11 protein-coding genes are annotated in these 13,691 nt (G+C 72.6%); 4 read left to right on the top strand and 7 right to left on the bottom strand.

Annotated elements, in window-relative coordinates; all coding sequences use genetic code 11:
* Nucleotides 1-40 precede the first annotated feature (40 nt).
* Both ACFPZN_RS40870 and pdxR read right to left on the bottom strand, forming a co-directional pair.
* The gene (locus ACFPZN_RS40870) at nucleotides 41-271 is read right to left on the bottom strand and encodes a hypothetical protein (RefSeq protein WP_378287956.1); all 231 of its coding nucleotides are present in this window, start codon (nucleotides 269-271) and stop codon (nucleotides 41-43) included.
* A 28-nt stretch (nucleotides 272-299) separates the two neighbouring features.
* Nucleotides 300-1,727: a MocR-like pyridoxine biosynthesis transcription factor PdxR gene (gene pdxR / locus ACFPZN_RS40865; RefSeq protein ID WP_378287955.1), complete on the bottom strand. Its 1,428-nt coding sequence runs from the start codon at nucleotides 1,725-1,727 to the stop codon at nucleotides 300-302.
* A gap of 109 nt (nucleotides 1,728-1,836) precedes the next feature.
* Here pdxR and ACFPZN_RS40860 point away from each other — a divergent pair, with 109 nt between their 5' ends.
* The 4 genes from ACFPZN_RS40860 (at nucleotide 1,837) to ACFPZN_RS40845 (ending at nucleotide 7,455) form a co-directional block, all read left to right on the top strand.
* Nucleotides 1,837-2,787 carry a DMT family transporter gene (locus ACFPZN_RS40860; protein WP_378287954.1) on the top strand — a complete coding sequence of 317 codons (951 nt, stop codon included), beginning with the start codon at nucleotides 1,837-1,839 and terminating at the stop codon, nucleotides 2,785-2,787.
* Between the two features lie 113 nt (nucleotides 2,788-2,900).
* On the top strand, nucleotides 2,901-4,541 hold the full coding sequence (locus ACFPZN_RS40855; protein WP_378287953.1) for a fumarate hydratase: 1,641 nt from the start codon (nucleotides 2,901-2,903) through the stop codon (nucleotides 4,539-4,541).
* Nucleotides 4,542-4,669: 128 nt separating this feature from the next.
* Nucleotides 4,670-5,944, top strand: coding sequence for a serine/threonine-protein kinase (locus ACFPZN_RS40850; RefSeq protein ID WP_378287952.1), 1,275 nt, complete (start codon nucleotides 4,670-4,672; stop codon nucleotides 5,942-5,944).
* Between the two features lie 92 nt (nucleotides 5,945-6,036).
* Entirely contained in the window at nucleotides 6,037-7,455 is a 1,419-nt protein-coding gene (locus tag ACFPZN_RS40845) for a class II fumarate hydratase (RefSeq protein WP_378287951.1), read from the top strand.
* Nucleotides 7,456-7,525: 70 nt separating this feature from the next.
* Here the strand turns inward: ACFPZN_RS40845 and ACFPZN_RS40840 are convergent, their stop codons facing one another.
* The 5 genes from ACFPZN_RS40840 to ACFPZN_RS40820 form a co-directional block, all read right to left on the bottom strand.
* Nucleotides 7,526-8,392: an aggregation-promoting factor C-terminal-like domain-containing protein gene (locus ACFPZN_RS40840; protein WP_378287950.1), complete on the bottom strand. Its 867-nt coding sequence runs from the start codon at nucleotides 8,390-8,392 to the stop codon at nucleotides 7,526-7,528.
* Between the two features lie 542 nt (nucleotides 8,393-8,934).
* Nucleotides 8,935-10,254 carry a PhoH family protein gene (locus tag ACFPZN_RS40835; RefSeq protein WP_378287974.1) on the bottom strand — a complete coding sequence of 440 codons (1,320 nt, stop codon included), beginning with the start codon at nucleotides 10,252-10,254 and terminating at the stop codon, nucleotides 8,935-8,937.
* A gap of 177 nt (nucleotides 10,255-10,431) precedes the next feature.
* Nucleotides 10,432-11,166, bottom strand: coding sequence for an isoprenyl transferase (locus tag ACFPZN_RS40830; RefSeq protein ID WP_378287973.1), 735 nt, complete (start codon nucleotides 11,164-11,166; stop codon nucleotides 10,432-10,434).
* A gap of 458 nt (nucleotides 11,167-11,624) precedes the next feature.
* Complete coding sequence (locus ACFPZN_RS40825; RefSeq protein WP_378287949.1) at nucleotides 11,625-12,146, bottom strand: hypothetical protein; 522 nt, start codon at nucleotides 12,144-12,146, stop codon at nucleotides 11,625-11,627.
* A gap of 139 nt (nucleotides 12,147-12,285) precedes the next feature.
* A complete protein-coding gene (locus ACFPZN_RS40820) occupies nucleotides 12,286-13,461 on the bottom strand; it encodes a C40 family peptidase (RefSeq protein WP_378287948.1) in 1,176 nt (391 codons plus the stop codon).
* Nucleotides 13,462-13,691 lie beyond the last annotated feature (230 nt).

Here is a 13,691-nt window from a genome sequence, read left to right as displayed (position 1 = left end):
CCTGGGGGTGGCCCCCAGGTGAACACGGCCCCGCAGGTGACTACGGGTATTCCAGGGCCATTACGGCTCGTTCGCCTTCGGTTCTGGCCTCCTCCGGCGTCATGTCCTCCAAGGCCCGGGACAGTGCGGTCAGGGCTGCGTCGGACGCCGTCCGTGCGGTGAGCGAGTGTTCCTGGGCGCGCTCCAGGTCGCCGAGTCCGACACAGTCGAATGCGACCTGCGCGTCGTGGACCGCCATCTTCAGCTGCCTCGCGGCCTCTTCTAGGCTCATCCGTCCCTCCTTCGCCGGGACCGACTAACTACCCAAGGGCACGCTGGGTAATCGCTTTGCCCAGGAGTTCGGCGGCTTGGGTCAAGCGGGTCTCGTTGAGGCGGGCGTAGCCGAGGACCAGGGCGGGCGGGGCTTGGGGGGCGCGGCCTCTGGACCACATGGGTTTGGCTCCGGCGACGGCGACGCCCAGGCGGGCGGCGGTGGCGACGACGTCGTCCTCGTCGCATCCGGCGGGGAGTTCGACGTAGAGGTGGATGCCCGCTGAGACGCCCCGGACGGTGACGCCGGGGACGTGGTGGTGGAGGGCTTCGACCAGGGCGTCGCGGCGGGCGCGGTACTGGCGGCGCATGAGGCGCAGGTGGCGGTCGTATCCGCCGGTGCGCATGAAGTGGGCGAAGGCGTGCTGGTCCAGTACGGGGGCGCCGAGGTCGGTGTGGGCGCGGTGGGTGCGCAGGCGTTCGGCGAGTTCGGGCGGGGCGGCGGCCCAGCCGAGGCGGAGGCCGGGGGCGAGGGCCTTGCTGACGGAGCCGAGGAGGACGACGCGGTCGGGGTCGACGCCCTGGAGGCAGCCGACGGGGTCGCGGTCGTAGCGGAACTCGGCGTCGTAGTCGTCCTCGATCACCAGGCCGTCGACGTCGCGGGCCCAGGCGATGAGGTCGGCGCGGCGTTCAGGGGAGAGGACGACGCCGGTGGGGTACTGGTGGGCGGGCGTGACGAGGACGGCGCGGACGTCGAGGCGGTCGAGGGCCTCGACGTCGATGCCGTGCCGGTCGACGGGGACGCGGACGAGCCGGATGCCGGTGGACTCCAGCATCGGCATCTGGCGGACGCTGGTGGGGTCTTCGACGGCGAGGGTGCGGTGGCCGCTGTCGACGAGGGCGCGGACGACGGCGGACATGCCGTGGGCGACGCCGCTCATGATGGTGACGCGGGCGGGGTCGGTGTGGGCGGCGCGGACGCGTCCGAGGTAGCCGGCGAGTTCGGCGCGCAGGGCGGGGGCGCCGGCGTGGTCGGGGTAGGTGAGCTCGTCGTTGGGGAGGGCGCGGAGGGAGGCGCGGACGGCGGCGACCCAGCGTTCGCGGGGGAAGGAGCCGAGGTCGGGGGTGCCGGGCCACAGGTCGTAGGGGAGGTTCCCCGGCGGGTCGGCGTGCGGGGTGGGGGTGGCGGCGGGCGCGGGGAGCGCGGGCGGCGGGGTCTCGGGGCGGGCGAGGCGGGCGACGCGGGTGCCGTCGCCGCGCCGGGCCACCAGGAAGCCCTCCGCGATGAGCTGCTCGTAGGCGGTGACGACGACGCCGCGGGAGACCTCCAGGTCGCGGGCCAGGTCGCGGCTGGAGGGGAGCCGGGTGCCGGCGGTGAGCCGGCCGGTGCGGATGGCACCGCGGAACCCGGCCGCGATCTGTGCGGCCAGCCGCCCGGCGGAGCGGTCGAGGGGTAGATGAAGGTCGGTCACACCCATCTCAGCGTCGCGGGGGCGACCAGATGTCACGCCCCGTGAAAGTGGTACCGGTTATGTCGAGGTGATTGGTCCTGTATCGGGGACCAAGTCGCTCTTAGCGTTCCGTGTCATGAACCCTCACACCTACCGGGGCATGGCCGGCGCCGGTTCCGCGATGCTCATGGTCGGCACGCTGACCGCCGTGTCCGCGACGATTTCCGGTTATCCCATATTCGGCGGACAGGCGGTGCGTTACGCGGTGGCCGCCGTGCTGCTGTACGCGGCGGTGGTGATCAGCGAGCGGGGGTTTCCCGGGCTGCCGTCGCGGCGCGATCTGCTGCTGCTGGCGGCGCTGGCCGGGACGGGGCTGGCGGCGTTCAACGTGTGCATCGTCGCGGCGACCGAGGACACGAGCCCGGCCACGATCGGGACGGTGATCGCGACGGTGCCGGTGGCGCTGGCGCTGGTGGGGCCGCTGCTGGAGCGGCGCCGTCCGGCGCCCCCGGTGGTGTTGGCGGCGTGCGTGGTGACGGCCGGGGCCGCGCTGGCCAACGGGCTGGGCAGCGGGACGCTGCGCGGCCTGCTGCTGGCGCTGGGGGCGCTGGCCGGGGAGGTGTGCTTCTCGCTGCTGGCGGTGCCGCTGCTGCCGAGGCTGGGGCCGCTCCGGGTGTCGGCGTACTCGGCGGCGCTGGCCGCCCCGATGCTGCTGCTGATCGGGCTGGCCGCCGACGGCCTCGGGGTGCTGCGCGTGCCGACCGGGGCGGAGCTGGCGGGGTTCGCGTATCTGGCGGTGGTCGTGACGACGGTGGCGTTCTTCCTCTGGTACGACGCGCTCGGCCGGCTGGGCACCGACCGGACGGGGCTGTTCGCCGGGCTGATCCCGATCAGCGCGGTGATCACGACGGTGGTCCTCGGGCTGGGCGCCCCGGCCCCCGCCGACCTGGCGGGCGCCGCGCTGGTGGGCGCCGGGGTGGTGCTGGGCATGCTGTCCAACGCACCCCGGCCCGCCAGCCCGGCCCCGCAACAAGCGCAACCGTTGCGATCGCGTGCGAAGCCAGATTCGAGCGAAGCGAGAATCTGATCGCGCAGCGAGCCCCCAGGGCGAGTCGGAGCGATGCAGCGATCGCCGCAAGCGCTACAAGCGACGAGCCCCCAGGCGAGGAGCGCAGCTAGCGCTTGCAATAAACTCAGCCGATGCCTGAGTTCTCCTATACGGACCTGTTGCCGATCGGCCCGGACGAGACCGAGTACCGGCTCCTCACCTCCGAGGGCGTGTCCACCTTCGAGGCGGGTGGGCGGACGTTCCTCCAGGTCGAACCGGAGGCGCTGCGGCTGCTCACCGAGACGGCGATGCGCGACATCGCGCATCTGCTGCGTCCCGCGCACCTGGCGCAGCTGCGGAAGATCCTGGACGACCCCGAGGCCTCGCCGAACGACCGGTTCGTGGCGCTGGACCTGCTCAAGAACGCCGGGATCGCCTCCGGCGGGGTGCTGCCGATGTGCCAGGACACCGGCACCGCGATCGTGATGGGCAAGCGGGGCCAGCACGTCCTCACCGACGGGCGGGACGAGGAGCACATCTCGCGCGGCGTGTACGACGCGTACACCAGGCTCAACCTGCGCTACTCGCAGATGGCGCCGGTGACGATGTGGGACGAGAAGAACACCGGGAACAACCTGCCCGCGCAGGTCGAGTTGTACGCGGCGCCCGGCGAGGCCTACAAGTTCCTGTTCATGGCCAAGGGCGGCGGCAGCGCGAACAAGTCGTTCCTCTACCAGGAGACCAAGGCGGTCCTGAACCCCAAGCGGATGCCGGCGTTCCTGGAGGAGAAGATCCGGTCGCTGGGCACGGCCGCGTGCCCGCCGTACCACCTGGCGATCGTGGTGGGCGGGACGTCGGCGGAGTACGCGCTGAAGACCGCCAAGTACGCCTCGGCGCACTACCTGGACACGATGCCGAAGGACGGGTCGCCGCTGGGCCACGGGTTCCGCGACCTGGACCTGGAGCGGGAGGTGTTCGAGCTGACGCAGCGGCTGGGCATCGGGGCGCAGTTCGGCGGCAAGTACTTCTGCCACGACGTGCGGGTGATCCGGCTGCCGCGGCACGGGGCGTCCTGCCCGGTGGCGATCGCGGTGTCGTGCAGCGCGGACCGGCAGGCGGTGGCGAAGATCACCGCGGAGGGCGTGTTCCTGGAGCGGCTGGAGACCGATCCCGCGACGTACCTGCCCGACACCACCGACGAGCAGCTGGACGGCGACGTGGTGCGGATCGACCTGAACCGCCCGATGGACGAGATCCGCGCCGAGCTGACCCGGTACCCGGTGAAGACCCGGCTGTCGCTGACCGGGCCGCTGGTGGTGGCGCGCGACATCGCGCACGCCAAGATCAAGGAGCGGCTGGACGCGGGGGAGCCGATGCCTCAGTACCTGCGCGACCACGCGGTGTACTACGCGGGCCCGGCCAAGACGCCCGAGGGGTACGCCTCGGGGTCGTTCGGCCCGACGACGGCGGGGCGGATGGACTCCTACGTGGAGCAGTTCCAGGCGGCGGGCGGGTCGCTGGTGATGCTGGCGAAGGGCAACCGCTCGCAGCAGGTCACCGACGCGTGCGGCGCGCACGGCGGGTTCTACCTGGGCTCGATCGGCGGGCCGGCGGCGCGGCTGGCGCAGGACTGCATCAAGAAGGTGGACGTCCTGGAGTACGCGGAGCTGGGCATGGAGGCGGTCTGGAAGATCGAGGTGGAGGACTTCCCGGCGTTCGTCGTGGTGGACGACAAGGGGAACGACTTTTTCGCGGACACCACGGGCCCCGTCCTCTCGATCGGCAGGCGATGATCACCGGCCGGTGCCGAGTGGGCGGCGGTGGAAACCGTCAAGCCTTCCTGCCCGACATTGGAGCAATATCCAAGTAAGTCCCGTAGTCTCCCCAATGAGCGCCTGGTCACTCCGGTATCTTTTCCGCCATGTCTCAGTCAGAGCGCCTCGTTCTCGCGACGCGCTACCGGCTGGTCTCGGAAATAGGTCAGGGTGCCAACGGCACCGTCTGGCGAGGCCACGACGAACTCCTCGATCGCGCCGTGGCGATCAAGGAGCTGCGGCTCCCCGAGGACCTCTCCGAGGACGACCGGGTCGTCTTCTACCGCCGCACGCTCCGGGAGGCGCGCGCGCCGGCCCAGCTCCGCACCCCCTCGATCGTCGAGGTCTACGACGTGGTGATCGAGCAGGGCCGGCCGTGGCTCGTGATGGAGCTGATCGAGGCGCCCAACCTCGACCAGCTGATCGAGCGGTCCGGGCCGCTGCCGCCCGAGCGGGTGGCGCACATCGGCCGGCAGCTGCTGGAGGCGCTGGCGGCCGCGCACAGGGCCGGGATCGTGCACCGCGACCTCAAGCCCAGCAACGTGCTGCTGGACGGCGACCGCGTGGTGCTCACCGACTTCGGGCTGGCCTTCTCGTCGGGCTCGGTCAGCCTGACCAGATCAGGCCATTTCATGGGGTCGCCCGCGTACGTGGCGCCTGAGGTCGCGGCCGGGGAGAAGGCCACGCCGCGGTCCGACCTGTGGTCGCTGGGCGCGACCCTGTACGCCGCGCTGGAGGGCCGTCCGCCGTTCGAGCGCGAGAACGTCATGGCCACGCTGAGCGCGCTGGCGAACGAGTCCGCGCCGACCCCGCAGAACGCGGGGGCGCTCGCCCCCGTGGTCACCGGGCTGCTGGAGAAGAACCCGACGCGGCGGCTCAGCCACGCCCGCGCGGTGGACCGGCTGGAGCGGGCGATGACCGGGCCGCGCGCCGGCCGCCGCCCGCCCACGCCGCGGCTGCGGGTGGTGGCGGTCATCGCGCTGATCGGGGCGACCGTGGCGTCGTGCGGGATCGGCGCCACCGCGCTGGTCGTCGGGATGATGCGGGAGAGCCCCGGCCCCTCCCCCACCGCGCCGGCCGGGGGCTCCCCGGCCGACGGCGCGGTCGCGGCCCCGCCGGGCGCCGGCTCCAGCACGCTGGTGGTGCGGGCCCGCAGCGGCCCCTGCAAGATCTTCGTCTCGGTGCCCGGCCCCACGATCAACGTGATCTCCGACGAGACGCTGGAGCGGGGCGACGCCCGCCAGTACGACCAGCCCGACCTCAACGCCGTCGTCTACGACGCCGCGGCCTGCGACGTGTGGGTCAACGGCGAGCGCAAGCCCGGCGGGAAGCCCGGCGAGCGCCGCTCCTACACCGTGCAGAAGGCCACATCCGGCGGGTGACCCCGGCGGGAATGCGAGCGCCGTTCCGGAGGCTGCCACGAAGGCGGGGGTGGTTCGAGCCCCGTGCCGAGCGGAGGAAGGGTGGCTTTTCCATGACCGAGGGTGCGCCGTCGCAGCCCGAGTACCGGATCGAGCACGACTCCATGGGGGAGGTGCGGGTCCCGGCCTCGGCGAAGTGGCGTGCTCAGACGCAGCGCGCGGTGGAGAACTTCCCGGTCTCGGGCCGCGGACTGGAGGCGGCGCACATCGCCGCGCTCGGCCACGTGAAGGCCGCCGCGGCGCTCGTGAACGCCGAGCTGGGCGTGCTCGACGAGGACCTCGCGGCGGCGGTCCGCGAGGCGGCGCTGGAGGTCGCGGAGGGCCGCTGGAACGACCAGTTCCCCATCGACGTGTTCCAGACGGGCTCGGGGACGTCCTCGAACATGAACGCCAACGAGGTCGTCGCCACGCTCGCCGAGGAGCGCCTGGGGCGTCCCGTCCATCCCAACGACCACGTCAACGCCTCGCAGTCGTCCAACGACGTGTTCCCGTCCTCCATCCACATCGCGGCGACCGGCGCGGTGGTGAGCGACCTGATCCCGGGGCTGCGGCACCTGGAGGAGGCGCTGGCGGCGAAGGCGGCGGAGTTCGCGACGGTGGTCAAGGCGGGCCGCACGCACCTGATGGACGCCACGCCCGTCACCCTCGGCCAGGAGTTCGGCGGCTACGCGGCGCAGGTCCGGTACGGGGTGGAGCGACTGGAGGCCGTGCTGCCCCGACTGGCCGAACTGCCGCTGGGCGGCACCGCGGTCGGCACCGGCATCAACACGCCCGAGGGGTTCGCGGTCCGGGTCATCGCGGAGATCGGCCGCGCGACCGGGCTGCCGCTGACCGAGGCGCGCGACCACTTCGAGGCGCAGGGCGCCCGGGACGGCCTGGTGGAGGCGTCCGGCGCGCTGCGCACGATCGCGGTCGGCCTCAACAAGATCGCCAACGATCTGCGCTGGATGGGCTCGGGCCCGCGGGCGGGGCTGGCCGAGATCCGGCTGCCCGACCTGCAGCCCGGCTCGTCGATCATGCCGGGCAAGGTGAACCCGGTGATCCCGGAGATGGTGGCGCAGGTGGCCGCGCAGGTGATCGGGAACGACGCGGCGATCGCGTTCGGCGGCGCGTCGGGCAGCTTCGAGCTGAACGTGATGCTGCCGATGCTGGCCCGCAACGTGCTGGAGTCGATCACCCTGCTGGCGAACGCGTCGCGGCTGCTGGCCGACCGGTGCGTCGCGGGGATCGAGGCGGACGTGGACCGCCTCCGCGAGTACGCCGAGTCCTCGCCGTCCATCGTGACGCCGCTGAACCGCTACCTCGGGTACGAGGAGGCCGCCCAGGTGGCCAAGCAGGCCCTCAAGGAGCGCAGGACGATCCGCGAGGTCGTCCTGGAGCGCGGCCACGTGGCCGAGGGCAGGCTGACAGAGGAGCAGCTCGACGCCGCCCTCGACGTCCTCTCCATGACCCGCTCGGCGCCGCGCGGCTGATCCGGGCGCCCCGGAACGGCAAAGGCCGCGCGGGGGCCTCCCGCGCGGCCTGAGACGGCTCTGAAGGTCTCTAGTACCAGCCGACCGACTGGGAGTGCGACCACGCCTTGCACGGCGTGCCGTAGCGGTCGTCGATGTAGCCGAGACCCCAGCGGATCTGCGTCTTGTAGTTGGTCTTCCAGTCGGCGCCGGCGCTGGACATCTTGGAGCCCGGAAGGGCCTGCGGGATGCCGTACGCGCCGGAGCTGGGGTTGGCGGCCCGGTAGTTCCAGTTGCTCTCCTTGTCCCAGAGCTTCTGGAGGCAGCCGAACTGGGTGCCGGGGTCGTCCATGATCGACTTGGCGTACGCCTGGGCCACGCCCTTGGGCACCGGGCTCCCGAGCGACGGCACGCCGCCGGTCTCGGTCTCGGGCTTCTTGGTCGGGATCGGCTCGCCCTTGGGCATGAGCGCGGGCTTCTTGCCGGGGCTCTGCCGCGCGGCGCGGGTGGCGCGCTCGTAGGCGAGCTTGCGGCGCTGCTGCTGCTCGACGTACGGGTCGACGGGCGGCGGCTTGGCCGCGTCGGCCTGCGGGGACGCCGACACCGTCGCCTTGCCGTCGTCTCCGCCGCCTCCGGTCAGGGCGAGCGCGGCGACCGCGCCGCCGCCGACCACGACGGCCGCACCGGCGGCCATGGCCACGATCTTCATCCCCTTGCCCTTGCCGCCGGAACGGCGCCCGCCGCGCGGAGGGCGCGGGCCCGGGGCGGGACCGCCGAGCTCGTCGGCGGAGCCGGGGTAGGGCGGCGGCTCGGCCAGGCCCACCGCGACGCCGGCCTGCGGCTGATCCGGGATGGCCCCCATGGCGGCGGTGTCGCCGGGACCGCCCGGAGCCCCGGGACGGCCCGCCGGGCCCATGGCCAGGGCCTGGGTCGCGTAGGGGGAACCGGCGACCTTCACGTCGTCATCGTGCGCGGCGCCGAGCGCGGGCTCGTGCGGAACGCCGTAGGCGGGCCCCAGGGAGTCGTGGGGGGCAAAGCTCTGTCGATCGTCTCGCCTAGGGGACCCGGGGCGGTCTCCGTGCAAGGCGGTCCTTCCGACGGTCATACGCGCATGGACACGCGCACGAGGCGCTTCCACCCCCGGCCCGCCGGACCGCCGGGACACGGCGGCCCCGGACCGGAACACTGCCGCGCCGGCCTCGCCGGATCAGGGGGGACGAGGGCGTGCCGCACCGTTCGGGGGGTGCTTACGAGGAGACACAATGCCCCAGCCCAAGGCATGCTCCGCAACCAGAACGAGACGAATGCTGCCGATGGGCCGATTGTCAACTCCCCGGGCGAGCGCCCGAAACGACGATGAGAGCTGGGGTTCTTTACCTTTACCCCGGTTGATGTGACGTTCATCACAGATCGCCGCAACGTCGTTTATCGATCACCGACCGTGAGGAAGATGATCTCCCCGAGGGGGCGCGGGGATGCGTCCCCGCGCCCCCTCGACGACTACGCGCCCACGTCGCCGAGCATGTCGGTCACCAGCGCGGCGATCGGGGACCGTTCCGAACGCGTCAGCGTCACGTGCGCGAACAGCGGATGCCCCTTGAGCCGCTCGACCACGGCCGCCACCCCGTCGTGCCGGCCGACCCGCAGGTTGTCGCGCTGCGCCACGTCATGGGTGAGCACGACCCGCGACCCGGCGCCGATCCGGGACAGCACGGTCAGCAGCACGCCGCGCTCCAGCGACTGCGCCTCGTCCACGATCACGAACGCGTCGTGCAGCGAGCGCCCACGGATGTGGGTGAGGGGCAGGACCTCCAACATGCCACGGTCCAAAACCTCCTCGATGACCTCCGGGGTGGTCACCGCCGAGAGCGTGTCGTAGACGGCCTGCGCCCACGGCGACATCTTCTCGTTCTCCGAGCCGGGCAGGTAGCCCAGCTCCTGGCCGCCCACCGCGTACAGCGGCCGGAAGACCACCACCTTGCGGTGCTTGCGCCGCTCCAGGACGGCCTCCAGGCCCGCGCACAGCGCCAGCGCGGACTTGCCGGTGCCGGCCCGGCCGCCCAGCGAGACGATGCCGACATCCTCGTCCATCAGCAGGTCGAGCGCGATCCGCTGCTCGGCCGAGCGGCCGCGCAGCCCGAACACCTCGCGGTCGCCGCGCACCAGCCGCACCGACTTGTCGGCCTGCACCCGGCCCAGCGCCGACCCGCGCTCCGACAGCACCCGCAGCCCGGTGTGGCAGGGCAGCTCGCGCGCCTCCTCCAGATCGGCCGTGCCGCTCTCGTACAGCTCCTCCACCTGGCCGCCGGGGATCTCCAGCTCCCGCATCCCGGTCCAGCCGGACTCCACGACCGCCAGCTCGGCCCGGTACTCCTCGGCCGCCAGCCCCACCGCCGACGCCTTCACCCGCATCGGCAGGTCCTTGGAGACCAGCACGACGTCGCGGCCCTCCTTGGCCAGCCAGCCGGCCACCGAGAGGATCCGGGTGTCGTTGTCGCCCAGCCGGAAGCCGTCGGGCAGCACGCTGGGGTCGGAGTGGTTCAGCTCCACCCGCAGGGTGCCGCCCTGGTCGCCCAGTGGCAGCGCCTCGTCCAGACGACCGTGGTCGAGCCGCAGGTCGTCCAGGGTGCGCAGCGCCTGCCGGGCGAAGTAGCCGAGTTCCGGGTGGTGGCGCTTGGCCTCGAGCTCGGAGATGACGACGATGGGGAGTACGACCTCGTGCTCGGCGAACCGGGTCATCGCCCCGGGGTCGGCGAGCAGGACGCTGGTGTCGAGGACGTACGTGCGCCGGTCCGGGACGGAGGTCGTCCCGGTGGGGATCCCGGAGACTTCGGGACGGCGCGCGGAGGTTGTGGCCACTCGATCTCCCTGAGAAGAGGGGAACTACCGGTGGCGCAACAGTCCGCCCCCGCGCGGCCGGGGAGACCCCGGCCCGGGACGGTGGCCGCCGGCGGCCCCTGGGGACCAGAGCGGCCCCCGGGAGGCGCGGGCCTGCCCTTAGGTACCGAAGCGCCGATGACGCGCGGCATAGGAGCGCAGCGCCCGCAGGAAGTCGACCTTGCGGAAGTCCGGCCAGTGGACCTCGCAGAAGTAGAACTCCGAGTGGGCGCTCTGCCAGAGCATGAAGCCGGAGAGACGCTGCTCCCCCGAGGTCCGGATGACCAGGTCGGGGTCCGGCTGACCGCGCGTGTAGAGATGCTCCGCGATGTGCTCGACGTCGAGGATCTCGGCGAGTTCCTCGATGCTGGTGCCTCTGCTCGCCTGCTCGATGAGCAGAGAGCGCACCGCATCAGCGATCTCACGCCTACCTCCATACCCAACGGCGACGTTCACAATCAGGCCGGGGGCGTCGGATGTGGCTTCACCCGCATCTTTCAGGACACGGGCGGTCTTGTCGGGCAGCAGATCGAGGGCGCCGACGGGCTTGACGTGCCAGCCCTCGTCGGCGAGCTTGCGGACGGTGTTCTCGATGATCTCCAGCAGCGGGTCCAGCTCGCGGGCCGGCCGGCTGAGGTTGTCGGTGGACAGCAGCCACAGCGTGACCACCTCGACGCCGGCCTCGGTGCTCCAGTGCAGCAGCTCGAGGATCTTGTCGGCGCCGCGCCGGTGGCCGGTGTTGACGTCGGCGAGCTTCATGGAGCGGGCCCAGCGGCGGTTGCCGTCCAGGATGACCCCGACGTGCCGCGGGGTGATGTCGGTGGGCAGCGAGGAGCCGACCCGCCGCTCGTACATGCGGTAGACGGCGTCGCGGATGGCGGCGTACGGGCCGCTGCGGCGGATCGCCGAGCTCAGCTTCTCCTTGGCCGCGTCTCCGGCCCCGCCGGTCCCGGTCCCGGGCTCGCCCCGCACCGCGTCCCCCCGTCCGCCCCTGTCATCTCGCCGAACCCCCATGCGGGCTTCCCTTCGCGCGACCGCACCTGCTCCGAAAAGATGCCCAATTATGGCCCGGCGGCGATGTTTATCCCACCGCATTGGCATTACACGCGTACCCGGCGAACTTCGCTGGAACGTCCGGCAGGGGCCCGGCGGCCCAATGAAGGCTAGTCGACGCCGTCCCCCGGCGGGCACGGCGGCGGACGGCACGGTCCGGCCACGACCGAGGCGGGCGGTCAAGCACGGGTCAGGCGGCCGGTCAGGCAGGCCGCCGGTCCGGCGGGCGGACGCCGGCCGGCGGGGCGGGGAGGCGCTGGTCAGGCGGTGGGGCCGGCGGCGCGGGCGCGCTCGACGTACTCCAGGGCGGTGCGCAGCTCCGACAGCCACTCGTCGGTGTTCTTGCCGACCAGCCGCACGCACCAGGCCAGCGCGTCGCTGCGGCTGCGCGCCACGCCCGCCTCGACCAGGGTGTCGAGCACCCGGCGCTCGGGCTGGCGCAGCCGGGTCATGACGGGCACCGACAGCGTGGTGAACATCTCCCGCAGGTCGCCGCACTCGGCGCCCCAGGAGACCTTGAGGCCGAACCGGTGCTCGGCCTCGCGGGCGATCGCGATGCGCTGGTCGCGGGTGTCCTCGCGGAAGCGGTGGATGTGGCCGGAGAGGGCCCCGGCCCGCTCGCCGTCGCTCACGCCGCTCGCGGCGCGCGGCTCGGGCAGGCGCCCGACCACGCTGACCTCTTCGCGGTCGAGCACGACCTCCGGCGCACCCTCGAACCAGGCCTCCGGCAGCCGGCCCGCGAACCAGCCCCGGATCTCGCCGCCCGTTTCACTCGAAGTCATGTAATCAAAATTACACCCCTCCGGCGGCCGAGGGCGACCCGCTTCGGGCATTGGCACTCGGCTTCGACGGACCGGAGGCGATCGACCAGAACCTCAGGCTCATGGGAGGGGGCCTCCCCCTCGGCCGACCCGCGCCGGGTCAGCCGGCGATGCGGTCGGCGTGCCGCGGGTTGACCCGCACGGCGCCCTTCATGTTGCGGGTGTAGACGTTCTGCACCTGCACCACCGTGCCCCGGCGCGGCGCGGCGAGCATCTTGCCTTCGCCGAGGTAGAGGGCGATGTGGGAGATGTAGCCGGGCGCGGTGGGGTCGTTCGCCCAGATGAGCATGTCGCCGGGCTGCGCCTTCTTGTAAGGGATCACCCAGCCGGCGCGGGCCTGGTCGGCGGCCACCCTGGGCAGCCTGATCCCGGCCTTGGCGAACGCGTACTGCATCAGGCCGGAGCAGTCGTAGCCGCCCTCGGCCTCCGACTCGCCGCCCCACACGTACGGCCAGCCCAGGCGCGTGTACGCGGCACGGATCACGGTCTGCACCTGCCGCGCCGTCATCACCTGGCCGCGCGAGGTGGGCACCTTCTCGGCCTTGGGGTAGTCGATGCTCGGGTTGATCTCGACCGTCTTCGCCTGCTTGGGCAGCATCTTCTTGAGCCGCTTGAGGTAGTCGCCGGTCTTGCCCTTGGGCACGCTGACGAGCATCGCGTTGCCGGTGGGCACGCCCAGGGACCGCGCGGTCGTCCTGGAGACGACCGCGTCGACGTCGCTGATGCCCATCGTGGCGTACGCGCCGACGCGCAGCCGCGCCTCCTGCCGGTTCTGCCCGCCGACCGGCACCTGGGTGCCGAGGTCGATGCCGCCGTCGCTGCCCATGGTGAACGAGATCGCCGCGTCGCCCGCCGCCACGTTGCGCCACAGCGCGTCGGACTGGGCGGTCGGCTTGGGCGTGTAGTTGCGGAAGGTGGACGGGTCGACGCCCAGCAGGCCCACCCGCCGTCCCGAGACCATGGCCTGCACCGCGTCGACGACCTCGACGCCCGCCACGCCCTTGAGCGCGCGCACCTTGGACGCGGCGTCGGCGGGCAGCGCGGTGGGCGCGGCGACCAGGATGTGCGGGTCGAGCCGCTTGCCGAGCGGGGCCACGACCGTCGGCGACAGCCGGGAGCTGCCCGAGGCGGCCACGAACTTCTGGTGCTCGGCGCGGGTGCGCGGATCGGGGCCGGACTGCTCGTGCGCGACCAGGACGGCGCCGTTCGCCGCCAGCGTGGTCACCACCGAAACGCCGATGATCGTCGGAAGAATCCGGCGGTCCGGCTTGCGCACGGCAACACTCCCTCACACCCCGGCCTGGCGGCCACGCGGTCACGGTTCGCGTCCGTGCCCGACCCCTACGGTCCCCGAGGCGGAGCCGGCCGCGGCGCGGCGCGGCGCGGTGGCACGGTCCCGGTCGAGATCGTCCGATATCCAGATTTCCGTTACCCGCGGCGCCGTGCGCCACCCCCGCAAGGATGGCCGCACAGCGTCAGCCCCGCCTCTGCTACTCAGTGGTAACA

The organism is Actinomadura rugatobispora (genome assembly GCF_042656285.1).
In the GTDB taxonomy this organism is placed as follows: domain Bacteria; phylum Actinomycetota; class Actinomycetes; order Streptosporangiales; family Streptosporangiaceae; genus Spirillospora; species Spirillospora rugatobispora.
This window is presented reverse-complemented; position numbering and strand designations above follow the sequence as displayed.